Origin of the sequence: Pseudomonas tructae (assembly GCF_004214895.1) — a bacterium.
Classification (GTDB): domain Bacteria; phylum Pseudomonadota; class Gammaproteobacteria; order Pseudomonadales; family Pseudomonadaceae; genus Aquipseudomonas; species Aquipseudomonas tructae.
In genome coordinates, this window is sequence record NZ_CP035952.1 from 4,438,938 (window position 1) to 4,465,313 (window position 26,376).

The 26,376-nt window shown below is 54.6% G+C and carries 23 protein-coding genes; all 23 read right to left on the minus strand.

What is annotated here, in order from left to right; translation table 11 throughout:
* Window positions 1-38: 38 nt before the first annotated feature.
* Entirely contained in the window at window positions 39-1,049 is a 1,011-nt protein-coding gene (locus EXN22_RS20335) for an MraY family glycosyltransferase (protein ID WP_130265749.1), read from the minus strand.
* Window positions 1,050-1,183: 134 nt separating this feature from the next.
* Entirely contained in the window at window positions 1,184-2,200 is a 1,017-nt protein-coding gene (locus EXN22_RS20340; protein WP_130265750.1) for a CgeB family protein, read from the minus strand.
* Window position 2,201: 1 nt separating this feature from the next.
* Window positions 2,202-2,762, minus strand: coding sequence for a serine O-acetyltransferase (locus EXN22_RS26455; RefSeq protein WP_130265751.1), 561 nt, complete (start codon window positions 2,760-2,762; stop codon window positions 2,202-2,204).
* Between the two features lie 10 nt (window positions 2,763-2,772).
* On the minus strand, window positions 2,773-3,912 hold the full coding sequence (locus tag EXN22_RS20350) for an NAD-dependent epimerase/dehydratase family protein (protein WP_130265752.1): 1,140 nt from the start codon (window positions 3,910-3,912) through the stop codon (window positions 2,773-2,775).
* A 7-nt stretch (window positions 3,913-3,919) separates the two neighbouring features.
* Entirely contained in the window at window positions 3,920-5,143 is a 1,224-nt protein-coding gene (locus EXN22_RS20355; protein ID WP_130265753.1) for a hypothetical protein, read from the minus strand.
* 76 nt (window positions 5,144-5,219) lie between these two features.
* Window positions 5,220-6,185, minus strand: coding sequence for a glycosyltransferase family 2 protein (locus EXN22_RS20360; protein WP_130265754.1), 966 nt, complete (start codon window positions 6,183-6,185; stop codon window positions 5,220-5,222).
* Window positions 6,182-7,456 carry an O-antigen translocase gene (locus tag EXN22_RS20365; RefSeq protein ID WP_130265755.1) on the minus strand — a complete coding sequence of 425 codons (1,275 nt, stop codon included), beginning with the start codon at window positions 7,454-7,456 and terminating at the stop codon, window positions 6,182-6,184. The genes EXN22_RS20360 and EXN22_RS20365 overlap by 4 nt, the downstream gene beginning before the upstream one ends.
* Window positions 7,457-7,470: 14 nt before the next feature.
* Complete coding sequence (locus EXN22_RS20370; protein ID WP_130265756.1) at window positions 7,471-8,589, minus strand: DegT/DnrJ/EryC1/StrS family aminotransferase; 1,119 nt, start codon at window positions 8,587-8,589, stop codon at window positions 7,471-7,473.
* Window positions 8,590-8,629: 40 nt separating this feature from the next.
* Entirely contained in the window at window positions 8,630-9,280 is a 651-nt protein-coding gene (locus tag EXN22_RS20375; RefSeq protein WP_165392241.1) for an HAD family hydrolase, read from the minus strand.
* A gap of 42 nt (window positions 9,281-9,322) precedes the next feature.
* A complete protein-coding gene (locus tag EXN22_RS20380) occupies window positions 9,323-10,225 on the minus strand; it encodes an NAD-dependent epimerase/dehydratase family protein (protein WP_130265758.1) in 903 nt (300 codons plus the stop codon).
* Complete coding sequence (locus EXN22_RS20385) at window positions 10,222-11,283, minus strand: ATP-grasp domain-containing protein (RefSeq protein ID WP_130265759.1); 1,062 nt, start codon at window positions 11,281-11,283, stop codon at window positions 10,222-10,224. The genes EXN22_RS20380 and EXN22_RS20385 overlap by 4 nt, the downstream gene beginning before the upstream one ends.
* Window positions 11,280-11,693 (minus strand): sugar 3,4-ketoisomerase, encoded by a 414-nt coding sequence (locus tag EXN22_RS20390; protein WP_130265760.1) that lies wholly within the window; start codon window positions 11,691-11,693, stop codon window positions 11,280-11,282. Before EXN22_RS20390 ends, EXN22_RS20385 begins: the two co-directional genes overlap by 4 nt.
* Window positions 11,694-12,254, minus strand: coding sequence for a dTDP-4-dehydrorhamnose 3,5-epimerase (gene rfbC, locus EXN22_RS20395; RefSeq protein ID WP_130265761.1), 561 nt, complete (start codon window positions 12,252-12,254; stop codon window positions 11,694-11,696).
* A gap of 819 nt (window positions 12,255-13,073) precedes the next feature.
* On the minus strand, window positions 13,074-14,423 hold the full coding sequence (locus tag EXN22_RS20400; RefSeq protein WP_130265762.1) for a GNVR domain-containing protein: 1,350 nt from the start codon (window positions 14,421-14,423) through the stop codon (window positions 13,074-13,076).
* Between the two features lie 206 nt (window positions 14,424-14,629).
* Window positions 14,630-15,682, minus strand: a complete 1,053-nt coding sequence (locus EXN22_RS20405; RefSeq protein ID WP_130265763.1) for an LPS O-antigen chain length determinant protein WzzB — start codon at window positions 15,680-15,682, stop codon at window positions 14,630-14,632.
* Window positions 15,683-15,841: 159 nt separating this feature from the next.
* Entirely contained in the window at window positions 15,842-16,063 is a 222-nt protein-coding gene (locus EXN22_RS20410) for a lipopolysaccharide assembly protein LapA domain-containing protein (RefSeq protein ID WP_130265764.1), read from the minus strand.
* A 21-nt stretch (window positions 16,064-16,084) separates the two neighbouring features.
* Window positions 16,085-16,384, minus strand: coding sequence for an integration host factor subunit beta (gene ihfB / locus EXN22_RS20415; protein ID WP_010224135.1), 300 nt, complete (start codon window positions 16,382-16,384; stop codon window positions 16,085-16,087).
* Window positions 16,385-16,630: 246 nt separating this feature from the next.
* Entirely contained in the window at window positions 16,631-18,307 is a 1,677-nt protein-coding gene (gene rpsA, locus EXN22_RS20420; protein WP_130265765.1) for a 30S ribosomal protein S1, read from the minus strand.
* Window positions 18,308-18,432: 125 nt separating this feature from the next.
* Window positions 18,433-19,119, minus strand: a complete 687-nt coding sequence (gene cmk / locus EXN22_RS20425; protein ID WP_130265766.1) for a (d)CMP kinase — start codon at window positions 19,117-19,119, stop codon at window positions 18,433-18,435.
* The gene (locus tag EXN22_RS20430) at window positions 19,116-21,356 is read right to left on the minus strand and encodes a bifunctional prephenate dehydrogenase/3-phosphoshikimate 1-carboxyvinyltransferase (RefSeq protein ID WP_130265767.1); all 2,241 of its coding nucleotides are present in this window, start codon (window positions 21,354-21,356) and stop codon (window positions 19,116-19,118) included. The genes cmk and EXN22_RS20430 overlap by 4 nt, the downstream gene beginning before the upstream one ends.
* Before the next feature lie 44 nt (window positions 21,357-21,400).
* Window positions 21,401-22,495, minus strand: a complete 1,095-nt coding sequence (gene pheA, locus EXN22_RS20435) for a prephenate dehydratase (RefSeq protein WP_130266874.1) — start codon at window positions 22,493-22,495, stop codon at window positions 21,401-21,403.
* Entirely contained in the window at window positions 22,495-23,580 is a 1,086-nt protein-coding gene (gene serC / locus EXN22_RS20440) for a 3-phosphoserine/phosphohydroxythreonine transaminase (RefSeq protein WP_130265768.1), read from the minus strand. Before serC ends, pheA begins: the two co-directional genes overlap by 1 nt.
* A 101-nt stretch (window positions 23,581-23,681) precedes the next feature.
* On the minus strand, window positions 23,682-26,324 hold the full coding sequence (gyrA, locus tag EXN22_RS20445) for a DNA gyrase subunit A (RefSeq protein ID WP_130265769.1): 2,643 nt from the start codon (window positions 26,322-26,324) through the stop codon (window positions 23,682-23,684).
* Between the last annotated feature and the right edge of the window lie 52 nt (window positions 26,325-26,376).

Consider the following 26,376-nt stretch of genomic DNA (forward strand, 5'->3'; position numbering starts at 1 on the left):
TGGCGCGGTGCTGGTAAGCACACCCCCACGGTTGCGGATCAATTTTCTTTGACGCCCGCTTTGAATTTCAACGCCAATACAAACAGGCCTGCATAAGCCACCAGAACGCCGAGCAGCCCATCCAGATAGCCAAGCGAAACTGAACAGGCCAATGGCAGGAGCCAAACCACATTGATGAACAGAACCGCCAGGGTGACCGGTCGATGGCTACCCAACTGCCGGGAAGCGTACTGATAGGCGTGACTACGGTGGGCCTCGTAAACTCGGTCTCCTCGCAGCAGCCTACGCAGCAAGGTCGTTGTAGCGTCAACGACAAACACACCCAGAAGAATCAACCATCCCCAGAATAGTGCAGGATCTACCGCGAGTGCTGACAGTACCAGGACGCCCAGCGTGATACCCAAAAACCCGCTACCCGCATCACCCATGAAAATCTTGGCAGGTGGAAAGTTCCAAATCAGGAAACCGGCAGTCGCCGCAGCAAGCATCAGAGGTAGAAACGCTTCCCCCGGTTGCGCTACGAGCAGGTAGAGCAGAGCCCCGGACAAACAGGTGGTCACAGCCTCGACGCTGGCCAGACCGTCAATGCCATCCATGAAGTTGTAGAGGTTCAGCATCCAAACCAGAAATACCGCTGCCAACACATCTCCGGCGATACCCAGGTCGTAGGTCGTACCAAACAACAGCACAGGAGACAAACCGCCTTGAAAGATCAGCGCAATCGACGCGGCGGAAAAATGCCCGAGCAGACGCCAGCGCGCGGCAATATGTCCATGGTCATCAAGAAAACCGATGATCGCGACCAAAGCGCCACTACCTGCAAGGCCATAAAACGCCGACGCTGAAAGCTGACCATTGCCCAACAAGAAGACCAATGCCAGCAGAAAAGCGAGAACAATTGCCACACCGCCGCCGCGGGGGGTAGCGACCGTATGGGAGCTACGCTGGTTGGGGACGTCCATCAGGTTTCGCGCAAGCGCATAACGCCGTAGCAGGCCAGTGAGGGTCCAGGCTAATGAAAGTGTAATAAACAAAAGCCACCAAATCATATACATACATCCTCAAATAACTGACCCGCAAGGGAGACGCTTTCAGACTGAGCGCTCATGCCACCTGCAATACTTATTAATCTAGCGCATCAAAACGTCGCAACAATCGATATTACGAGCGCTTGACCACTTGATCATTTACGAGCAATACCGTCTTCTTCCGCTGCCTGAAGAATTTCGTCAAGCCATCCTTCCAAACGGTACTTCTGGTAGAGTTCAGGGCTAACATCCTTGTATTCAGTATGTAAAAATGAATTGGGGATCTCTGGCGCTAACCGGTCAATGACGCAGATATTCTGCTCCGAGTAAAAATCGTAAGTTTTCACGCTTGAATTGGTAGTGATTAGTTTCTTCCTGGCGCCCAATGTTTCCAACGTGCGCATGGTTAACCCCGTCTGATGAGGATGCTCAACATCGAGAATCGCTTTAGAGGAATTGAATACTGCCTGAACATCCTGTTTGGCCAGGGACTCAAACTTGAAGTGCGCTATTTTTGCCGAACGAAATGTCGGATTGATCAGCAGGTAAGCCCAATACACCCACTTCGCCTGGAGAAACAGGTACCAGTGCTTTTTGACATCGTGCCCCAGGCAGCGGTCCACCTTTGAAACAACCGAGTAGCGGTCCGAGTGCGCTGTACCAATGAAACTGACATCGATGTCCAGAGAGGACGTGTTGGCCTGCTCAAACCCCGAAGAAAAGAACAGCGGTCGAAAGCGCAGACCGTACTTATCTGCGTCTGTTCTATCGAACGACAGTACGCTATCAAAAAATTTGAGGTTATCAAGGGCCGATTGACGATTGGCGAATGAGTCCCACATATAGAGAACAAACTTCGCGTTGACAAAAGTACTTCGCCATTCTTCCAGCACTTCAGCCGAAAGCGTCTGACCACTGATCACGAAGACAAAGTCATACTCGGCTGCGTTCAGCGCTGAGACGGATTGGCGGTAGTACTTATTAGCCGCGCCGATAACCCAGTCCCTGCGAAACCGGGTGACCGCCTTCATGAAAGCGCTTTCAAAAGGCCGATCCAGAAGGAAGTCGACTTTTGCCCCGCGACGCTCCAGTTCATTCTTGATTTCGTTCTCATACCCGAAAAAACGCGGTGCAATGTAGAGAACTTTTTTATTATCCAATGGATATTTCACACTACAAATCCCGGAGCTTGATTATTTTTGCCGGCACGCCAGCCATCACCGCGTTGTCCTCAACCGACTTCAGTACAACCGAGTTGGCGCCGACAACAACGTTGTCACCAATACGAACACCGCCCAATATTTTGGCACCTGCACCAATGTAGGCGTTATCACCTACGACAGGGCGATGAAGCTCGCTGAAGGTGAAGTCCAAGTCGCGCGCGCCCAGGGTGACACCCTGATAGATAACGGCGTTCTTCCCAATGCACAGGGCACCGATGACGGTACCGTGTGTATGAGGGAAAAATAGCCCCGGGCCAATCTTGCATTGGGTCGCAATTTCGATACCAAACACCAACGTATTGAGCATCGAAAAAAAGCGTGCACCTATCCGCAGTCCCTTCGACTGACACGCATAAGCAAGCCGATAGAGCAAGACTGGGGCAAAGCGCGGTGATAGCATCCCACACCACAGCCTGAACGATGAAGTGCTACTTGTGTGGCCAAACAATTCACGGTGGCGCTTCGCATCCATTACCAGCACACTGCGCAACCCCAGATCTTCTTGCTCCATTGACCTTCCCTTACTTCATCAATTTACGGTCACGGAGTTCCTGATTTGCGCGTTCCAGCAAATCTTCAGGTAGCGGTTGCTGCGAAACCCAGTCGGCAAAACGGCGCAGGCCCTGCTGCAACGTCACCTTGGGGTTTACTCCCAGCAGGTTCTTCAAGCGCGTAATATCCGCATAGTTATGGCGAATATCACCAATTCTGAACTGCCCCGTCACAACGACATTGGGTTCTTTTCCGAATGCGCGCGAGAGCTCTTCTGCGACCTCCTTGACCGACGTAGCGATACCACTGCCAACGTTAATGACAGCATTAGGCGCTTGATCGACTGTCAAACCCGCCAATACCGCATCAGTGACGTCATCGACGTGAACGAAATCGCGACTCTCAGCACCGTCTTCAAACAACGGTAGCTCGCTTGCGCGGCGAATCTTGGTGGAGAAAATTGACAGGATTCCAGTGTACGGATTGTTGAGCGATTGACGCTCACCATAAACGTTCTGCAAGCGGAAAATAGAGAAGCCAATTCCCATCGACTGACAACCGATACGGACGAGATCTTCTTGGGCGTACTTTGTAGCCGCATAGAAAGAAGAAGGTGCAATCTGGTCGGATTCCTGGGTCGCTACCAAGGTCAACGCAGCACCGGTCTCTGGACACACAGGTTCCCACTCGGATTTACCCAAGGCTTCACCCGTACGGGCCAGAGGACAGACCCGGGCACCATTCAAGGCTGGGCTGACATACGCACCTTCACCGTAGACGGAACGGCTGGAAGCCAAAACGACTCGCTTGACCTGATGCTCCGACATCTTCACCAGCGCTTCGAAGAGCAATGCAGTGCCCTGCGAGTTGACTTCGTTGTAGCGCGCAATTTCATACATCGACTGCCCTGTGCCGGTTTCGGCAGCCAGGTGGACAACGGCCGAAACGCCCTGCAGCGCCTTGCTCCAATCGTCAAGGCTGGTCACGCTACCGCGGCGGAAGTCGATACCCGGGGATTCGAGCCACTCCAGGTCCTTGGGGAGGTGCCCATGAATCTGAGGAGAAAGGCAATCCAGAATCCTCACCTGCTTGCCTGCGGCGAGAATCTTGGGGACCAGGTGCGAACCAATGAAGCCCGCCCCTCCTGTAACCAGCACCAAATCCGACATAAATCCCTCACTCACGGTTGTCGTTCTCTACGCTGATGATCCTGAAGAACAGCGCAAGAATAAAAATAAACCCAAGCCCACCGCTAAACAACACCGCAGACAGCGAATTGAAGCACACATAATATACTGAAATGGCCAGGCATGCGATCAGCGCCTTATTGGCAGAGCACACACAGACGCGCACGCAAAAGGCCAGTATTATTGAGTAGAGCAGCACCCCTAAATAGTCGAAGCTAAGGTAAGCATCGACATAGAACACTGTATTGGCGGAGCCTGTACCTGTCTCATTCTGCCCCCACTGAAAGGCGAAGACTTCTTGCTCGAGATTGACTCTTTCCTCGCCAGAGATCCAGGCAATAGCGCTGATCGACTTACCATGCGTACTTTCGTCATTCAAGACAGTTTCGCGATAACGCAGCCAATCGATGGCAGTAACATAAGGGATATACCAGATACGATTGATGATGTAATAAATCTGCGAGGTTTCCCCAACAAACAAATTATATTCATCGGGCACCCCAGACATTGGATTAACTTCCTGCGCACCATCATCGGAAACAAAGGCACCCCGGGCAATAACACTGACCAATGCAATCAACAGCACCAACCAGAGCATGACCGCATAGGCCTTCTTCTTGTTTCCGGTATTCACGAAGATCACGACCAACGGAAGCATTGCAACCAGCGCCCTCGACTTCTCAAGGGTCAGGGCCAAGGAGAACAGGAAGGCTCCAAGTACCGCAAAACGCCAACGTGAACGAGTAATAAATAGCTGGGAAATAACCAATGGCATCAACGACGAGACACCAATCGCATACACGTAGAGCAGGCCTCGCTCCCACCCCTCTCGGGTGCGCAGGAACTCTTCGCGCAGCCCGGAAATATCAGACAGCGACCCACCCTTGAGCGCCTCGAATAGTGCGATACCGGGCGCAGTGATGGCGGCATAAACGATAACAGAGAAATATGCGCCCAGAATGACCCAGGAAAAGAAGGCCCACCCCACACGAACCTTTAATACACCGCCATAGAATGCTGTAAACCAACGCCCTCTAAATACAACGTAGGCAAAATAATAGACCATGACACTCATCATGGACAACAAGAGCAGTTCGAATGCCAGTTTGCGCTCACCAAAAAACACACCCAGCGCAGAAGGGACAATGTAGAACAGTATTAGCCCAACAATAGGCAGCAAGTAAACGTTTCTAAATTTTAAAATACTGAGCACTTCATCGCCCCTAATATAACAACTCAGCCGGACGTAACTCAAACTTCACCGGCAACGTCTGCACCCGGATCACAACTCAGACATTTCGCTTCAACGTCGATTTCAACTTCTGCAGTGGGCCGACCACAATGCCAATGAAGGTTTTGTTAGCCAACACAGCCAGGGCAATCCTGGTCATCAGGCGCTTGAGTCCTGAAGAGTACGCCAGAAAGTACGGCGCCAGCTGCCTGACCTTGTCTGGATTCTTCTTGACTACCTGCCTGTACAGCTCGCCCAGCAGATAACGATAGGCGCCGGCCTGGCAGGCTCGACGAATCTTCGGGTCATCAGGATAGCGTGCCTGGATGATGTCTAGCGTTCGCAGCGACTCATCGAGCAGTTCAAATGTTCTCTCACTTGCACCCAGGCCATGCTTTCTGTACTTTCCGTAGATACCTGGTAACTCCTTGATCTTACCGTTGAGTCCTACCTCGATACAGAACATCCAGTCAGAAACAACAGGGAATCTCGTATCAAACCCATACGCCGGGCAGGCTGAGCGCCTGACCATCAACGACGAGGCACCTGGAATACCGCACTTCGCAATCAAATCGTAAACGTCGCTTACCCGTTCTTTTTCTGTCGTATTGGTCGTAAACAGAACTTCGCCAGTTTGATGAACAAATACTTCAACGGAGTGATAGGAAAGCACCACTTCCGGATCTTCAAAAAGCGCTACTTGAGCTTGAATTTTACCAGGTAAAAAGAGGTCATCCCCACCCAACACGGCAAGCAGCTCACCCGTACAGGCGTTAAAGGCCGCGTTCGAGTTACCGGTAACGCCGAGATTGATCGGATTGAATACCGGCTTGACTTGCAACGGGTATTTTTTCTGATACTCGTTGATAACCGCCTGCGTTCCATCCGTGGAGGCGTCGTCTGCAACCACAACCTCCAAATTCGGATAGCCTTGGGAGACGACACTTTCAATCGTCTCACCGATCAAATCGACCTGATTGTAAGTCACAATCATTACCGACAATTTTGGAGAATAGCTACTCACACATCACTCCCTGCAATTTGGACATCACGCTTCATCAGTGGGGCAGTCGCACGCCATACCATCACCCAATAAATCAGGTAAATCAGTGCATGCGCCATCGCAACACCTTCCAGGCCCAGCCACCCTGTGAAGCCATAGGTGAGAAAAACAAACCCTGATGCGGAAATAACCTCCAAGGCGATAAAGCGCTTGAACATTGCCTTGCCCAGCATCAGATAAGCTAACAGCCAACTTCCAATCTTCAAGCTGTCGCCAATCATTTGCCAGGCAAACAAATCGCGCATTGGAGAAAATTCAGGCGTAAACAGAATCGAGATAATCAGGTCTCGAAATAGGTAGATGATCAAACCGCAGAGCGCAGACACCGGCAAAATCAACTTGTAGCCTTGAGCGATTTCACGCCTCAACGCCCCAGGCTCTGACACTTCAGACAAGCGTGGCAAAAAATAGACACTTAATGTCGTCGTGGCGACAATCAGGTAAGCGGAGCTCATTCGCCACAAGGCTTCCCAGTAACCTGCGAACTCCCAGCCCAATGTGGTTCCCAGATGGTCACGCACCAGAATATGGCTGACCGGAACACAGATCGCTGAGGCCAAGGCCATCAAGGTAAACTTTGACAAATTGACAAGTGCCGGTTTTTCTATGGCGCCAAACAGATAACTGACTCGGAACCAAGGCGCCTTGCGGCACAGCCACAGCGTCACAAAAAACGCCAAGGACTGATAGACCGCGAGCGCTACCAGTGCACCGTAAAGCCCCCAAGCCAGCGTCATTAACACCGTTATCAGCAGTGCAAATACACTACCCGCAATGTTGGCAATTACGTACGACAACACCTCCTTCTTGCCATTGAGAATCGCCAAGAGGAGGGTATTCAGGGTGAAGAGAACCAAGGTGGCGGCAAACCAAAGAAAGACGCCGCCAAAATTTTCGTCCTTTAAAAACCAGTAGGCCAGCTGTTTATTGAGAAGCGCAATGATCAGTGAAGCCAGCAACGAGCCGATTAACGCAATCGAACCCGCCGTTCGCCAGATGCTGTGCTGTTTTTCCGGCTGTTCATGGTACTCGGCAGTGTACTTGGTCACGCCAGTATTGATCGCCCCACTGGCAAAAGTGGTCATCATCTGCACCGCATTCTGAAACTGCCCGAGCGCCGCATAGCCGGCCGGCCCCACGTAAACAGCAAGTACCTTGTTGATACCGAGTAACGTCAACATCTTTATGATGACTGCGATACCATTCAACATACTGGTTTTTATCAGCGTCATAGGTTCAAATCACCTTACGACACAAAGCGATTACATGCTTCGATCACTTTATCAGCATCCTCAAGACTCATCACCGGGCTGAGCGGAAGGCTCAAGACCTCCTGATGAATCATTTCAGTCAGAGGATACGACTGCCCGTTCATATCCGCGTATGCCAACTGTTTGTGCGGTGGAATAGGATAATGAATGATGGTCTGAATACCGAGGCTGCTCAAATGTGCCTGCAACTTCTCGCGTTGCGAACTACGGATCACGAAGAGATGCCAGACATGCTGCGAATACGAAGCAGCATCCACGGTGGAGGCCAATGGCAAGCGAATCGCATCATTTTTGATGCCTTGCAAGTAACGATTGACAATTTTCCGGCGATGCTGAGTATGCTCATCCAAATACTTGAGCTTAACGCTGAGCAGCGCAGCCTGGAGTTCGTCCAGTCGACTATTTACACCTTGGTAGAGATTTTTGTACTTTTCGTGTGAACCGTAGTTACCCAGCGCCCGGATAGTACTGGCTAACTCATCATCATTGGTTGTTACAGCACCGGCATCGCCTAGCGCTCCCAGGTTTTTACCTGGGTAAAAACTGAAACCGGATGCATCACCCCAAGCACCCGCTTTTTTACCCTCCAGCAAGGCGCCATGCGCTTGTGCCGAATCCTCAAGAATAAGCAGATCATGCGCCTTCGCAATCTCTTTAAGTTGCGGCATAGGCGCTAACTGCCCATACAAATGAACAGCCAGGATCAGACGGGTTTTGGGTGTAATCGCGGCACGAACATTGTCGGGGCACAGGTTGAACGTCTGTGCATCAGGCTCAACCAGTACCGGGACGAGTTTGTTTTCAGTGATGGCAAGTACACTGGCAATGTAGGTATTGGCGGGAACAATAACCTCATCACCTTCGCGCAATTTACCCAATTCTTTCCACGCACGAATGGTCAAGATCAATGCATCCAGGCCATTGGCAACACCGATGCAATTACGCGCCCCACAGTAGTCAGCAAACGCACCCTCAAATGCTTCGAGACTACGTCCGTGTATATACCAACCCGAATCAATAACGTCTGTCGCAGCTTGAATCAACTCATCTCTGAACTGCCGATTGACAGCAGCGAGGTCAAGGAAAGAAATCATGTTCTACTCCACTTGTATTCTATTCGTTAGCGCGGTTCAATTACGAAATATAGTCTCGAGCTGAGACAATAGAGTCGACGATTTTTCCACTGCCCAGTCGCTCTAGAATCTGCTGACTTCTGAGCCCGTTTGTTACCAGGAATACATCCACCCCTAGCTCGCCTGCGGCTTGCGCATCAACCTCGGTATCACCAATCCAGACGGACTCATTGGCGACAAGGTCACCACCAAGGTAGTCACGCACGGCTTGCGCCTTGCCCTCTCCAGCGCTTTGATGGGTGCACACAAGGACCTTATCCAGATAAGCACTCAACCCGGCAGCATCCAACTGTACTTGAAGTGCCTGCGCATCCTTCCTCAGCGTGACCAGCACCAGTCTCTTGCCTTGCTGCTTCCAGTGACGTAAGCATTCCAGCGCACCCGGCTGAACCGTGTCCAGCTCAAGAGCCTGCGGCGACTCGATCATTTCAAGCCAGCGGACCAGGAAGTCGTCGTACAAGGCCTCTGCACCGGAAAGAGCCAAAAGCTCCCGGCGATTGATGGTTTCGCGCTTCAGCTGCCAATAGGTAGTTGCATCTATTGGCGTGAATCCTGCCTGCTCCAGAATGCTGCGGTAGCAATGGAAGTGCCGGACATTACCGTCCAGTAGAGGCCCATCCAGATCAAGAAATACTGTATTTACTTTTTTCACTGTAGAGCCTCGACAGGGAGCGATGAAACAATGGATATATTATTAATGATCTTGCACTGATTGCAGTTTGAGTAGCATGTGATTGAACTCTGCAGTCAAACCTCGATCAAAATCATACTCTTCAGCGAGCAATGTTTTTTTCAGCAAACGGTTGTCAAAAACAAAATCCCGCCCCCTGGTTGAGACTGCTTGATGATTGACCTGCACCGAACGACCACTGATGACTACCAGTTTCTCGACGAGCGCCTTGATGCTGATTGGCGCTCCACCAACGATATTGATAACGCGTTCTCCGGTATCACATGTGACCGCCTTGAGAATCGCACTGACGATGTCTTCAATATAGATAAAGCTGCGGAGTTCCTCACCGCCACCCCATATCTGTACCGGTTTGCCGGACAAGATATTGGAGATCGTCAGTGGCAGAATCTTCTGGTAGGCCTCTTCGCCCGGGCCATAGATGTGGCCCAAGCGCAAGATTTCATGGCTGATCGATCGCTGACTGGCGAAGACCTCAACCATCTTTTCGCCATACAGCTTTGACGCACCGTAAAGCGTTGCCGGCGCGAGCGGCGTCGACTCAGAAATGCGCTCTGCCGCTGCGTACACATCCAGCGTGCTGGTAAAGACGACTTTCTTGAGTGAGGCAAACTGGAACCTGAGCAGGTTTTCAGTGAAGCTGATATTGCGACCACAGGCCTCGATATCATTCGCTTCCTGACCGCTCTTTGGCGTAAAGGCACCTGCATGAATCAGCACATCGATATCATTGAACCTGTCAGGTCCGAGCTGCGAAAGATCATGACCTTTCGCCACAACAGATTGGACGCCGTCAAGCTCACGACTTGTCAAAGCAACGACATTATCATGACCAAATGTTTCAATTGCCGTTCTCAGCAGGTGGCCACCAACAAATCCACCTGCTCCGGTCAGTAGAATTTTCATGGAAAAATAATCCGTTCTTCCATTTCCTGACTGGTCACCAAGCGTGGCTCGGTATCCATCCCCCTCATCCACATCAGGCCGGCCGGCAATGGATTGAGAACCTTTTCAAATGCTGGCAACGGTTGCTTCAGGGCAATGCACTTGAAAATTTCCGGCAAGTTCAGCCCCGCCTCGGTAAAGAAACGAACCGTGGTGAAAAAGCGCGAGATGTTGATTTCAGTCGGATTCGGGTAGCCGTCCTTGTCATAGGCCATGTCCACACCGAAGATACCGTGTGGCCTGTCCGAAACAGCCTTTATCGCACGCATGGAGACATCGTTGACAACTTCGTCATCACAGGTCATGCCCACCTTGGTCACACCGGTAACGCCAGAGATCGTACGATTGCCGTGGGTCCACCCCTGCCGGGCTCTGGATTGAGCGACAACCAGTTGACCTTCATGCCAGATGGAAAGCCAGGTGACCGTTTTCGAGGTCAGCATCTGGGCAGCAATAAAGTCGCCCCAGCCGGAATAGTGATCAATCCAGGCCTTGGCCAGCTCAAAGTTGTTGGTGGGCAAAGACCCCTTGCCACCGCCACCGATTGAGGAGGCCCGGAGCCAGATTTTGCCGGACTCATCGCCCAGTTCGGCAAAGGCTTGCTTGAGGTCTTCCGGGTTATTGATGACAAGGTTCTTCGGCACCTTGACACCGGCCTTGACAAAAGCCTCGTAGGACTTGTGCTTAAAAACACAGGTATCAATCACACTGTGCTCTGGCATGAACACTTTGGTCCCGGTAGCCAGGATGTCATCACGAATTTGCGAAGCATGAAAAACTTCGAGATCATTTTGAAAATGAATCAGATCCGGTTTTTCGAGTGCCAGGACCTCCAACAACCGAGCCTTGTAGTCAGGTGAATCGGCGTTAGGTACATAGTACTTTCGAGATGCTCTGGACAAAATCAGATCACTGGGCTCCGAGCCCATGCCGATGACTTCATTTTCCGGATTACACAGCAGCGAAAAAATCACACCTTCAGACGGCGCGCCACCGGCGCCCGCGATCAAAATTTTCATACAGTAACACCCACTTCCTGAGCTTCTATAAATTGCTGATAGTTGCGAATGTAATCACTTTCATCATAAAGATGGCTTGCAATGACCAACAGCACACAATCAGCACTAAAGTCATGCATTTCTCGCCACATCATACTTTCGATCAACAAGCCTTTAGTTGGGCAATCAAGCCAGACTTCTTCACGAACCGTCCCATTGTCCAAAATCATTCTGCATTTTCCAGAAACGCAGATAGCAACTTGCTTTAACTGACGATGAGCGTGATAACCCCGACTGACGCCCTCACCAGTATGGTAGAGATAATAGATTCGCTTGATTTCAAACGGAATGACTTTACCTTGTTCGATAGAAACCAAGCTACCTCGTTCGTCGCCAAGAATCTGAAAATCAATCCACTTAATCAAACTCATTTACTCGCCCTCGATCTGAGACAACCGTGGCGCTTCCTGATCCTTTTGATTGACGATCAATACATCAAGTGCAGGCCAGTCAATATTCAGATCAGGGTCATTCCAAAGAATCGCGGCTTCGGATTGCTTCGCATAGTAGTCAGTCGTTTTATAATGGAAGTGCGTGTTGTCTTCCAATGCCAGAAAACCATGCGCGAAGCCTTCCGGGATCCACAGCATACGTTTATTGCTGGCGCTAAGCTCAACCCCAACCCATTGCCCAAAGGTCTTGGAGCCTTTGCGGATATCCACCGCGACATCGAAGGCCGCACCTTGCGTGACCCGCACCAGTTTGCCTTGGGCATGAGGTGCACGTTGGTAATGCAAGCCACGTAACACTCCACGCTTGGAGCAAGAGTGATTATCCTGGACAAAGGGCTTGGGCACTTGCAATGCCAACGCTTGCAACCCGCCATGAAAGCGAGCCTCGTTGAAACTCTCCATAAACCAACCGCGATCGTCTTCGTAGACATCCGCTTCAATGACGACAACTTCTGAAAGCTTAGTTTGTGTAAGTCTCAAAGAGGGTTACTCCATTCAGATTTATGAAATTGGTCCATTGTATGGCATCTTGCACTGCGCAGCACCTTGCCGGCCTCCCTGCAACGAAATGAAGGCAATTTGCAATCAACTGCTGCACGCAGAGCGAAGCCCCCATAGAAACCTGCATCGTCAGGATTCAACCGAGTTACAAGACAGCCATCCCTGTCCTTCGGCGCCAGCACAGTCAAATCGACTGCCCGCCCAAACCATTAGGCAGCTTAAGAGACGCAAAGACAAATGGATCTCGGTCGATGAATGCAACAAACCAGGGTTCCCAGCAGGTGCTGCGAACAGGGACAGGAGCCCGTGCGTGACGACGGACATCCACGCGCTTTTGGATGACGGTGGATTCCCCTCGCCAGCGACGACTGCTCGCCCGGTCACGATCTCGTGCACCCTGTATTGAGCACTGGAAGGCCTAGACAGAGTCGCGTCTTACACTCAAACAATGATCGCACGAGAATCCTTAGCTCTTGACCTTCCAAAAGAAACCTGATGACTTCTACGACCGCCAAGCCTGTAGACAAAGTGCCACCACCCGGATAAGACAGGGCACCATAAACCCAGCATTATAGAATGGGCTCCGCCTCGCAGATACACCCAATTGCAACTATAGGCACATCAACCCGGAAGCGGAACCTGAGAGCACTGAGCAAGCAGCAGTGTCATGGCTGGACAACCCAGAATAAAGATTGCACGGCCTCCCGCCGCCCCAGCGATGAAGGCAGCGAGACTCGGTACAGCGATAGAAATCGCTTCAAAAAACTCGAAAAAACACAGCAAGCACTGACGACCTCATCAGTCCCGCTGCAGCCCTTTGGCAGCAACAGCAGGCAATGTGGGCGCCCCCAGATCAAGACTTGCACGTGTAACACGGGCCATATTCTTGATCCGAAGGAACTGCCGAACCAAAGCGCAGACCGTCCCGAGGATCAACCCCAGCATTAAACCCAAGACAATGACCATCATCTTTTGTGGTTTAACCGGTGCAGTGGGCTGAACAGCCCGGCGATCAATACCAACAAGCTGCAACTGATTGACATCAATTTGAAGGGTGCTCAAACGGAGATACTCGTTACGCAACGACTCTACATCAGCGAGGAAGATATCTTCATTCGACCGTCTTTTCAGAACCTGGATTTCACGATTGACCTGGAGCATCTGCAACTCTTTGAAAATCTGGGCAACCCGAGCCTCGGTAAACTCATCAGACTTGCGCTGCAGCAACGCAGCACGCTCTGCCTCCAGCGCCTCTGTCCCCATGAAATATAATGGAATTTGCTGGTTATTGACTTCTGTTCGCATTACACGAGCGGACGCGGCATGCTCAGCTTCTGCCAATGCAGAAGGGGTGGTTGGCTTGACAATACCCAACGCGCGCGCAATCCCAATAGCCTCGGTCAACTGTGCAATCCGATCTTTGCGCAACAGCTTCAACTGCTGACGCAGCGCATTCAACTCGTCTTGCAGTTGAGCACGACGCAGATCATCGACCTCCTGTAGGCGCGCAATCTTTACTTCCTTGTCCAACTCGTAAGTGGCCCGCGCGGCGTCAATTTTTTTATCGAGTTCGGTGATACGATTCTTCAAAACAACTTCGAAATCACTCGCCAGTTTCTGCCGCTCTGTAGCTACGGCGAAATCCACAAAGCTGTTGAGAATTTGCACACCATCAATTTTTTCCGGATAGTCCAATTCCAGGGCTACCGAAGATGGCAGCCCGGCAAGTTTGCTACCATTATTGACGGTGACACGCAGAGACTTCTTGTTGAACGCCTCAAAGTTCTGATCAAAACTATTGCCAGGCTCTTCAATAGCCTTGAAGAGATCTGGGTTTGCCTTGAAGAACTCCAGGCGCATCTCGTAGGAGTCCAACGCCCCACCAACCTTGAGCAACGCTGCCTCTGGCGCCAAACTATAAATGCCCGAACGATTCAAGGCATCAAGCTCTTTTAATGCTACCGGACGCAAGACGCTGGCAACTCGATATTCGGGCGTTGCTAGAAATGCATAAAGCGCAGCTGCTCCGGCAATCAGCGCGGCAATAACAAGCACAAAGTTTTTTTGCTTCCAAACCGACTCAACAAGAGCAAACAACTCTATTTCATCTGATTCGGCTACGGGAGGGATACGGCTAACACTACTCACTATCAGACCTGCCTTGGAAAGTAAACCTCAGGCTCGCGCTCCAGACAGGTCGATTGGCAAATTCTACTTCTTCACCTTCAGATGCCGAGCCTCAAACCCGGCTACCACTGTCTGTCCTTCGAGAACTGAAGCATTTTGCCATCCCTAACCCTGTTTGAGAATCGTAACAAAAAAATTTTCGCCGTCGCAGCCCTCGCAACAGAGGCCTAGACCCTAGCCTTCCGTTGGTCAAAGAAAAAAATACGAAGCGCTGCAATCAAGAACCCAAGCACTACGCCCAAGAGAAGACCGACAATTAGCACGGCGGATTTTTTCGGTTTGATGGGTTCGTCAGGCTGCTGGATAGGTCCATCCAATCGATACACCTCCACCCCTTCAGGAGCAACCTCAAGGTTTTTGTAAAAGCTATAGGCAACCTGCAACTCACGCAATTGTTTGATAAACGGGTCATCAGACTTGCGCTCCTCGAGGTTTCTGATTTCAGCCTCGAGCGCTTTACTTCCTCGCATGTAGGTCAACTCACCATCCATGCCTGCCGAGACCTCAGAAGACAGGTTGCCGGAAATAATCGGCGGCTTTTCAAGACCAATAGCCCGGGACACTGCCAGCGCCTCACGTAACTGCACAATAAGGTCTTCACGAACTTTTTGCCCGCTTTCCCGCAATGTACCGATTCTTTGATTCAGGTTACGCGCGCGAACCTCAGCTTCACGGTTGACGTTCTTGATCATCTCCGCCTTTGCCACACTGCCCGCCCGCTCCAAGTAGTGCTCCGCCCATTCCTTGGCAACGGCAGGATCATTGCCCTGAACCGTTACCGCATAACGATCTGACCCCGGTTTGGCTACGGAGGTAATCAAGAGTTTTTTGGAAAATTCAGAGTACAGCGAGTCCATCGGTTTCTTTCGCTCAGACTCACTCAAGGAAGGCAGATAGATATCCTTGAAAAACTGGCGACGCAATGACTCAGCTTGCAGATTTCGCAGAAAAACGTCATAGACCTGTTTGACGTCGTAACGATTCATTTCTGACTCATTGGTACGGCCGTAGTTGAAATCGGCAATATCATTCTGTGTAGGTGGCAAAACAAATGCCTTCGCCTCATAGGTCGGCTCTGCGAGCAACGCGTAAGCACCTGCAATACCAAAACACAACACGATAGAAGCCGCGATCAAAACCCACTGACGTGAAAATTTTACGCCCAGCTCATACAAATCGATCTCATCGGCAGCACCAGGACTCGGTTGCTTTTCATGCATATACACATTTTCCTTTTATTTTTCTCATAACCCCACCCGGCCGAACTACTAATAACCGAGGAGATAGCCACTTTTGCCTTGGCAACATACTTTAAAAATAAACCGAATGGTCCAGCGCGATGTCAGCCGTAACTACCCGAACTCAACACCAGTCTAGACCTATTTCAGCGGACCTCGGCGGGAAAATACGGTCAACAGCGGACCAACAACAAGCCCTACACATAACGCCAGCAAGAGATAAACCGACACTGGTAACTGTGGCAATGTCCAGCCCAAAAATTGTAACTGCGCCGCCAGCTGATTTTCTAGGACAAATACCATCACGACAGCCATGAGCAATAACAAAAATACGACCAAAAACAACCGCTTAAAGTTCCGCACGGGCGCTCCTTTTCATCCGATTCAATCTTCGTGCTGCCCTTCTTCTTCATTCACCCGATCCCGCAGCTCCTTACCTGGCTTGAAGTGTGGCACAAACTTGCCATCCAGGCTGACGGACTGGCCGGTTTTCGGGTTACGGCCTACGCGCGGGGCGCGGTAATGCAGGGAGAAGCTGCCGAAACCGCGGATCTCGATGCGGTCGCCAGTGGCCAGGCACTGGGACATTTGCTCAAGCATGGTCTTGATGGCCAGCTCGACATCCTTGGATGAGAGCAGCCCTTGATGGGTGACAATACGTTCGATCAGCTCCGACTTCGTCATATTTTTCCCTTCTTTATCAAGCAGCTAGATCATTGCTTCGTAGTTTTTAGCATGACCTGAGGGATTTGAACAGGGTGGTTCTTGACTTAAACGGAATTTGAAGACACACGCTTTGCTGCAGTAGATGATAGCTCTTTGACACCAATTTCACCGAAGCTCACTGGCGCAAGGGTTCCAGCCCCAGGCGCAAACTTCAGACACAAAAAAGGGCGACCGAAGTCGCCCTTTCTTAAACACCAGCAGAACTTAGTTCTGTTTGGCCATTGCCTGACGCAGCAGCGCAGCCATGGTGGTGTCAGCAGCTTCCGGAGCAGTTTCTTTCAGGCTCTGGATAGCTTCTTTCTCGTCAGCGTCGTCTTTCGACTTGATCGACAGCTGGATGACGCGCGATTTGCGGTCAACGCTGATGATCTTCGCTTCGATCTCTTCGCCTTCCTTCAGGACGTTACGTGCGTCTTCAACGCGGTCACGGCTGATTTCGGAAGCTTTCAGAGTGGCTTCGATGTCGTCGGCCAGGGTGATGATGGCGCCTTTGGCGTCAACTTCTTTTACAACACCCTTGACGATTGCACCCTTGTCGTTCGAAGCAACGTACTCGGAGAACGGATCGCTTTCCAGTTGCTTGATACCCAGGGAGATACGCTCGCGCTCTGGGTCAACCGACAGGATGACGGTGTCCAGCTCGTCGCCCTTCTTGAAGCGACGTACGGCTTCTTCGCCGACTTCGTTCCAGGAGATGTCCGACAGGTGAACCAGGCCGTCGATGCCACCGTCCAGACCAATGAAGATACCGAAATCGGTGATCGACTTGATGGTGCCGGAGATCTTGTCGCCCTTGTTGAACTGGCCAGAGAAGTCTTCCCATGGGTTGGACTTGCACTGCTTGATGCCCAGGGAGATACGACGACGCTCTTCGTCGATGTCCAGAACCATGACTTCCACTTCGTCGCCGACTTGTACGACTTTCGAAGGATGGATGTTCTTGTTGGTCCAGTCCATTTCGGAAACGTGTACCAGGCCTTCCACGCCTTCTTCCAGCTCTGCGAAGCAGCCGTAGTCGGTCAGGTTGGTAACACGCGCCATGACGCGAGTGCTTTCTGGGTAACGAGCCTTGATAGCAACCCATGGGTCTTCACCCAGTTGCTTCAGACCCAGGGATACACGGTTACGCTCGCGATCGTACTTCAGAACCTTGACATCGATCTCGTCGCCAACGTTGACGATTTCCGATGGGTGCTTGATACGCTTCCAAGCCATGTCGGTGATGTGCAGCAGGCCATCAACGCCGCCCAGGTCAACGAATGCGCCGTAGTCGGTGAGGTTCTTGACGATACCTTTGACTTGCTGGCCTTCCTGCAGGGATTCGAGCAGAGCTTCGCGCTCGGCGCTGTTCTCGGCTTCCAGGACGCTGCGACGGGAAACGACAACGTTGTTGCGCTTCTGGTCCAGTTTGATGACCTTGAATTCCAGCTCTTTGCCTTCCAGGTGGGTGGTGTCGCGCACTGGGCGGACATCAACCAGGGAACCAGGCAGGAACGCACGGATGCCGTTAACGTCGACAGTGAAGCCGCCCTTAACCTTACCGTTGATAACGCCCTTGACCACTTCTTCGGCGGCGAAAGCTGCTTCCAGAACAATCCAGCACTCGGCGCGCTTGGCTTTTTCACGGGACAGTTTGGTTTCGCCAAAGCCGTCTTCGACCGCGTCCAGCGCAACGTGAACTTCGTCACCGACCTTGATGGTCAGTTCACCAGCTTCGTTGTAGAACTGCTCGAGCGGGATGACACCCTCGGACTTCAGGCCAGCGTGTACGGTAACCCAGTCGCCGTCGATGTCGACAACGATACCGGTGATGATCGCACCCGGCTGAAGATTGAGGGTTTTCAGGCTTTCTTCAAAGAGTTCTGCAAAGCTTTCGCTCATTTTAATTCCTGTAGATTAGGGCGGTAGAAACGCCCATCAGCCACATTCCAGACAATGTGGGTTTCGTTCATATAAAGGAAAGCCGACAGGACGTTGACTGGTGCCCCTGCCTGCTTCCCTGGTCATCAGGCGATATCGCGCAGGGCAATCTCGCTCTTGATGCGTTGCAACACCTGCTCGATGGACAACTCCGTGGAATCCAGCTGGATCGCATCGGCCGCCGGCTTGAGCGGGGCCACTGCGCGCTGGGTGTCACGCTCATCACGCGCACGGATCTCATCTAGCAGACTCGACAGACTAACATCTTCGCCCTTGCCCTTCAACTGCAAGTAACGACGGCGGGCCCGCTCCTCGGCACTCGCGGTCAGAAATACCTTCAGCGGTGCGTCCGGGAACACCACGGTGCCCATGTCGCGACCATCGGCAATCAGCCCCGGCGCCTCCTGGAACGCCCGCTGGCGCTGCAGCAAGGCATCGCGCACCGCCGGCAGCGAAGCCACCAGGGAGGCACCAGCACCTACTGTTTCGGTGCGGATGACATTGCTGACATCCTCGCCTTCAAGAATGATCTGCTGCAACTTGCCCGGCTCGGCGGCAATAAACTGCACGTCCAGATGCGCAGCCAGCCTTACCAGCAGCTCTTCATTGGTCATGTCGACGCCGTGATTGCTCGCCGCAAACGCCAGCAGGCGATACAGCGCACCGGAGTCCAGCAGCTTCCAGCCCAACTCGCGGGCGAGCAGGCCCGCCACGGTACCCTTGCCCGAACCACTAGGACCGTCGATGGTGATGACCGGTGCATTCACGCTCACGACTTGCCCTCTTCAGCAACACGGATGCCAACTTCGGCGCACAGCGCCAGGAAGTTCGGGAAAGAAGTCGCGACGTTGGCACAGTCATGGATGCGGATCGGCGCGGTAGCACGCAGCGAGGCAACGCTGAAGGCCATGGAAATGCGATGGTCGCCATGACCATGCACTTCACCGCCGCCAATCACACCACCGTCGATGATGATGCCGTCCGGAGTCGGCTCGCACTTCACGCCCAGAGCCAGCAGGCCATCGGCCATGACCTGGATGCGGTCCGACTCCTTGACCCGCAGCTCTTCGGCGCCACGCAGCACGGTACGACCTTCGGCACAGGCTGCAGCGACGAACAGCACCGGGAACTCGTCGATGGCCAATGGCACCAGGTGCTCGGGGATCTCGATACCCTTGAGTTTAGCCCCTCGCACGCGCAGATCGGCCACCGGCTCACCGCCGACTTCACGCTGGTTTTCCAGGGTGATGTTGCCGCCCATCAGATTGAGGATATCAATCACACCGGTACGGGTCGGGTTGATGCCTACGTGCTCGAGCAGCAGTTCGGAACCTTCGGCGATCGATGCTGCCACCAGGAAGAAAGCCGCCGAGGAAATGTCTGCCGGCACCTCAATATGGGTGGCCGAAAGCTTGCCGCCGGATTCCAGGGAAGCGGTAGGACCTTCGACATTCACGCTGTAGCCAAAACCGCGGAGCATGCGCTCGGTATGGTCGCGGGTCGGCGCAGGCTCGGTAACGGTGGTCTTGCCCTGGGCATACAGGCCAGCCAGCAGCAGGCAGGATTTGACCTGGGCACTGGCCATCGGCAGCGTGTAGGTCAGGGCCTTGAGCGTGTGGCCTCCGCGAATGGTCATCGGTGGACGACCTTCAGCGGCGGTCTCGATCACCGCACCCATTTCCCGCAGCGGGTTGGCGACACGGTTCATCGGCCGCTTGGACAGCGAGGCATCACCGGTCAGTACGGTGTCGAACGACTGAGCGGCCAGCAGGCCGGACAGCAGGCGCATCGAGGTGCCGGAGTTGCCCAGGTAGATCGGGCCCGGTGGCGGCTTCAGGCCATTGAGGCCAACGCCATGAATGGTCACTCGGCCATGATGCGGGCCTTCAATGACCACACCCATGTCACGGAAGGCCTGCAAGGTCGCCAGGGCGTCTTCGCCCTCGAGAAAACCTTCCACTTCAGTGGTGCCTTCGGCCAGGGAGCCAAGCATGATCGAGCGATGGGAAATCGATTTGTCACCTGGTACGCGAATACGGCCGGACACGCGGCCACCAGGGTTTGCCAGGAAAATCAGGTCGTTGGAATTCATAGCGTCCACATAGGCCCGGCGGGCCAGGATTTTACTGAAGTGTTCGCGGGCAACCCGGGCGCGCGTGAAGACGCCCAGCAATTGATGCCCATCCCCTGCATCGACCGCGTCGCGCAAGGCGTCGAGGTCGCTGCGAAATGTATCCAGTGTGCGCAGGACAGCTTCGCGATTGGCGAGAAAGATGTCGTGCCACATGACCGGGTCGCTTCCGGCGATTCTCGTGAAATCGCGGAAACCTCCGGCAGCGTAACGGAAGATATCGAGGTTTTCATTACGCTTGGCCAGGGAATCGACCAGGCCGAAGGCCAGCAGGTGTGGCAGATGACTGGTAGCAGCCAGCACTTCGTCGTGACGCTCGACCTGCATATGCTCGACATCAGCCTCCAGCGCACGCCAGAGCTGGTCAACCAGTGCCAGCGCGGTCGGATCGGTTTCTGCCAGCGGCGTGAGAATGACCTTGTGACGACGGAACAGTGAGGCATTGGATGCCTCCACCCCGCTCTGCTCGGAGCCCGCAATCGGATGCCCGGGGACGAAACGCGGCAGATGCGCGGCCAGGGCCTGGCGCGCAGCGCGCACGACATTGCCCTTGGCGCTGCCCACGTCGGTCAACACCGCCTGCCCCAGATCAAGCCCGGCCAGGCGCGCGAGCAGCTTCTCCATGGCCAGGATCGGCACCGCAAGCTGAATGACATCAGCGCCGACGCACGCAGCGGCAAGGTCTTCTTCACAGCGGTCGACCACGCCCAACTCCACCGCCAGCTTGCGCGACTGCGGATCCAGATCGACACCGACCACTTCGCGACACAGGCCGCTTTCACGTAGCCCCTTGGCGAAGGAACCGCCGATCAGGCCCAATCCGACCACCACCAGCCGGCCGATGATCGGCTCAGGCTTGTTTACCACGACTTCAACCACGGAGCTGGACCCTGTTCAAAACTGCATGTACGCCACTCATAACCTCAGAGTACCGCCTTGGGGTAGGAACCCAGCACCTTCAGGGCCACGGCTTCCTGACTGATCTGCTCCAGCACGGCCTTGATCAGCGGATCACGGTGGTGGCCGACGAAATCGATGAAGAACACGTAGGTCCATTTACCACTGCGCGACGGACGGGTCTCGATACGGGTCAGGTCGATACCGTTTTCGTGGAACGGCACCAGCAACTCGTGCAAGGCGCCCGGCTTGTTGCTCATGGAGACAATGATCGAGGTCTTGTCGTCGCCGGTCGGCGGCACTTCCTGGTTGCCGATCATCAGAAAACGCGTGGAGTTGTCCGGACGGTCTTCGATCTTCTCGGCCAGACGGGTCAAGCCGTACAGACCTGCCGCCATGTCGCCGGCGATGGCCGCCGAGTTCCACTCACCCTTGACCCGCTTGGCTGCCTCGGCATTGCTCGACACCGCTACGCGCTCGACATTCGGGTAATGGGCATCCAGCCACTTGCGGCACTGGGCCAGCGACTGGGCGTGGGAGTAGATCCGGCTGATGCTGTCGGTCTTGGTGTTCTCGCCCACCAGCAGATGGTGGTGAATACGCAGCTCGACTTCGCCACAGATCACCATGTCGTGCTCAAGGAAGCTGTCAAGGGTGTGGTTGACCGCACCTTCGGTGGAGTTCTCCACGGGCACCACGCCAAAGTTGACGGCGCCGGCCGCCACTTCACGGAACACTTCGTCGATCGCCGCCATCGGCTTGCTGATCACCGCATGACCAAAGTGTTTCATGGCTGCAGCCTGGGTAAAGGTACCCTCAGGACCGAGGTAGGCAATCTTCAGCGGCTGCTCCAGGGCCAGGCACGATGACATGATTTCGCGGAACAGCCGCGCCATCTCTTCGTTGCCCAGCGGCCCCTGATTACGCTGCATGACGCGCTTGAGCACCTGCGCCTCGCGCTCGGGGCGGTAGAACACCGGCGCCTCGCCTTCGGCCAGGGTCGCGGTCTTGACCCGCGCCACTTCCTGCGCGCAACGGGCACGGTCACTGATCAGCTCGAGAATCTTCTCGTCGAGACTGTCAATGCGTACCCGCAGCGCCTTGAGTTCCTGTTCCGACATCATCCGTGCTCCTTCTCGAATTCAGCCATGTAGTCAACCAGCGCTTCAACGGCATCCAGGCCAAGCGCGTTATAGATCGAGGCACGCATGCCGCCAACCGAACGGTGCCCCTTGAGATTCAGCAAACCACGGGCGTCGGCACCGGCGAGGAAGGCCTTGTCCAGGCGTTCGTCGGCCAGGCGGAACGGTACGTTCATCCACGAACGGGCGTTGACGTTGATCGGGTTGGTGTAGAACGCGCTGCTGTCGATGAAACCATACAGCCGGTCTTTCTTGGCCCGATTGCGCTGCTCCATGGCCTCGACGCCACCCTGCTCCTTGAGCCACTCGAACACCAGCCCGGACAGGTACCAGGAGTAGGTCGCCGGGGTGTTGTACATCGAGCCGTTGTCGGCTGCGACCTTGTAGTCGAGCATGGTCGGGCAGCTGCTGCGGGCACGGCCAAGCAGGTCTTCACGGACGATCACCACCACCAGGCCGCTCGGGCCGATGTTTTTCTGGGCGCCGGCATAGATCAGGCCGAAATCGGAAACATTGATCGGGCGCGAAAGAATGTCCGAGGACATGTCGACCACCAGCGGCACGTCACCGGTCTGCGGCACCCAGTCGAACTCCAGACCACCAATGGTCTCGTTCGAGGCGTAGTGCACATAGGCGGCGTTGCTGCTCAGGTTCCATTCGTTCTGGCCAGGGATGGCCAGGTAGTCGTATGCCTTGGCGCTGGCCGCAACGTTGATATTGCCGTAGCGACGGGCTTCCTCGATGGCTTTTTTCGACCAGATACCGGTTTCGATATAGTCGGCGGTGCCGTTTTCAGGCAGCAGGTTGAGCGGGATTTCGGCGAACTGCTGGCTCGCACCGCCCTGCAGGAACAGCACCTTGTAATTGGCAGGAATGGACATCAGGTCGCGCAGGTCCTGCTCGGCCTTTTCGGCGATGGCCACGTAGTCATCGCTTCGGTGACTCATCTCCATCACCGACAGGCCTTTGTCACGCCAGTTCAGCATTTCAGCCTGGGCGCGCTGCAGTACAGCGTCAGGGAGCGCAGCAGGGCCTGCGCAGAAGTTAAAGGCTCGTTTGCTCACATCCACTCTCGCTCTGCTCTCGATGTCCGCAGGAGCCGACCGTGGCAGCGAGCTGTGCTCCACTGCCGCGGCCTTCCCCCATCAGGGTTGCGCTACTAATTTTATTCCGGCTGAGCCTCTTCGTCGGCTGCGGCGTCGGCCTGTGGTGCAGCATCTGCATCCACGTCAGCGCCATCCACCTCGGCGTCGAAGTCCTCGTCGCCTTCCTCTTCGGACGGCTCCTGGACCCGTTCCAGCCCTACCAGGGTCTCGTCGCTGGCCAGCTTGATGAGGGTCACGCCCTGGGTGTTACGGCCCAGGCTGGACACTTCACCGACGCGGGTACGAACCAGGGTGCCCTGGTCGGAAATCAGCATGATTTCCTCACCATCCTGCACCTGCACGGCACCGACCAGACGGCCATTGCGATCGTTGCTGACCATGGCGATAACGCCCTGACCACCACGCTTGTACTCCGGGAACTCGGCGATTTCAGTACGCTTGCCATAGCCACGCTCGGAAGCGGTGAGGATCTGGCTGCCTTCTTCGGGGATGATCATGGAGATCAGCTTCTGCCCTTCGGCCAGGCGCATGCCGCGCACACCGCGGGCGGTACGGCCCATGGCGCGAACGTCGGACTCCTTGAAGCGGGTAACCTTGCCAGCATCAGAGAACAGCATGACCTCACGCTCGCCATCGGTGATGGCTGCGGAGATCAGCACGTCGCCTTCGTCCAGCTCCAGGGCGATCAGGCCGACACTGCGCTGACGGCTGAAGGACTCCAGCGGGGTCTTCTTCACGGTACCGTTGGCGGTAGCCATGAAGATGAAGTGACCTTCGGTGTACTCCTCGACCGGCAACATGGTCGAAATGTACTCACCCTCGTCCAGCGGCAGCAGGTTGACCAGCGGTCGACCGCGCGCGGCACGGGAGGCTTCCGGGATTTCATAGGTCTTGAGCCAGTACACCTTGCCCTTGCTGGAGAACAGCAGCAAGGTGGTGTGGCTGTTGGCAACCAGCAGGTGGGAGATGTAGTCCTCGTCCTTGACGCCAGTAGCCGACTTGCCTTTACCACCGCGACGCTGGGCCTGGTAGGCGGCCAGCGGCTGGGTCTTGGCGTAGCCGCCATGGGAGATGGTCACAACCCGGTCTTCTTCCGGAATCATGTCACCCAGGGTCAGGTCCAGGCGCGCATCGAGGATCTCGGTGCGGCGCACGTCGCCGTATTCGGCGCGGATCAGCTCCAGCTCTTCGCGGATCACTTCCATCAGGCGCTCGGCGCTGTTGAGGATGCGAATCAGCTCGCCGATCTGGTTGAGGATCTCCTGGTACTCGGCCAGCAGCTTCTCGTGCTCAAGGCCGGTCAGGCGGTGCAGGCGCAGGTCCAGAATGGCCTGGGCCTGTTCCGGCGACAGGAAGTACTTGCCATCACGCAGACCGAATTGCGGATCGAGGTTTTCCGGGCGACAGGAGTCGGCACCGGCGCGCTCAACCATCACCTGCACGGCGCTGGATTCCCACGGCGTGCTGATCAGCGCTTCCTTGGCCTCGGACGGCGTCGGCGAGGCCTTGATCAGGGCGATCACCGGATCGATGTTGGACAGGGCAACCGCCTGGCCTTCAAGGATGTGACCACGCTCGCGCGCCTTGCGCAGTTCGAACACGGTACGACGGGTCACCACTTCGCGGCGATGACGCACGAACGCCTCGAGCAGATCCTTGAGGTTCAGGACCCGTGGACGACCGTCGATCAGGGCGACGATGTTGATGCCGAACACGGCCTGCAACTGGGTCTGGGCGTAGAGATTGTTGAGGATGACCTCAGGCACTTCGCCACGACGCAGCTCGATGACGATACGCATACCGTCCTTGTCGGACTCGTCACGCAGCTCGGTGATGCCTTCGAGTTTCTTTTCCTTGACCAGCTCGGCGATCTTCTCGATCAAGCGTGCCTTGTTCAGCTGATAAGGCAGCTCGGTGACAACGATCTGCTGGCGACCGCCAACCTTGTCGATGTCTTCGACCATCGAGCGGGCGCGCATGTAGATCTTGCCGCGACCGGTACGGTACGCCTCGATGATGCCCTGGCGGCCGTTGATGATCGCCGCGGTCGGGAAGTCGGGACCGGGGATGAACTGCATCAGCTCATCGACGGTGATGTCGGCATTGTCGATCAGTGCCAGGCAACCGTCGATGACTTCACCGAGGTTGTGTGGCGGAATGTTGGTCGCCATGCCCACGGCGATACCGCTGGAACCGTTGACCAGCAGATTGGGAATCTTGGTCGGCATGACCGCCGGGATCTGCTCGGTACCGTCGTAGTTGGGTACCCAGTCGACCGTCTCTTTGTGCAGGTCGGCCAGCAGCTCGTGGGCCAGCTTGGTCATGCGCACTTCGGTGTATCGCATGGCGGCGGCGTTGTCGCCGTCGACCGAACCAAAGTTACCCTGGCCGTCGACCAGCAGGTAACGCAGCGAGAATGGCTGAGCCATACGTACGATGGTGTCGTAAACAGCGGTATCACCATGCGGGTGATACTTACCGATCACGTCACCGACCACACGGGCGGATTTCTTGTACGGTTTGTTCCAGTCGTTACCCAGTTCGCTCATCGCATACAGAACGCGGCGATGCACGGGCTTCAAGCCATCACGCGCATCGGGCAGTGCACGCCCGACAATGACGCTCATCGCGTAGTCGAGGTAGGACTGTCTCAGTTCGTCTTCGATATTGACCGGGAGGATTTCTTTGGCCAGTTCGCCCATGAGAAGCCTGATTCCTTTTTCTGGTGAAACCTCGTCACATCCATATGGGACG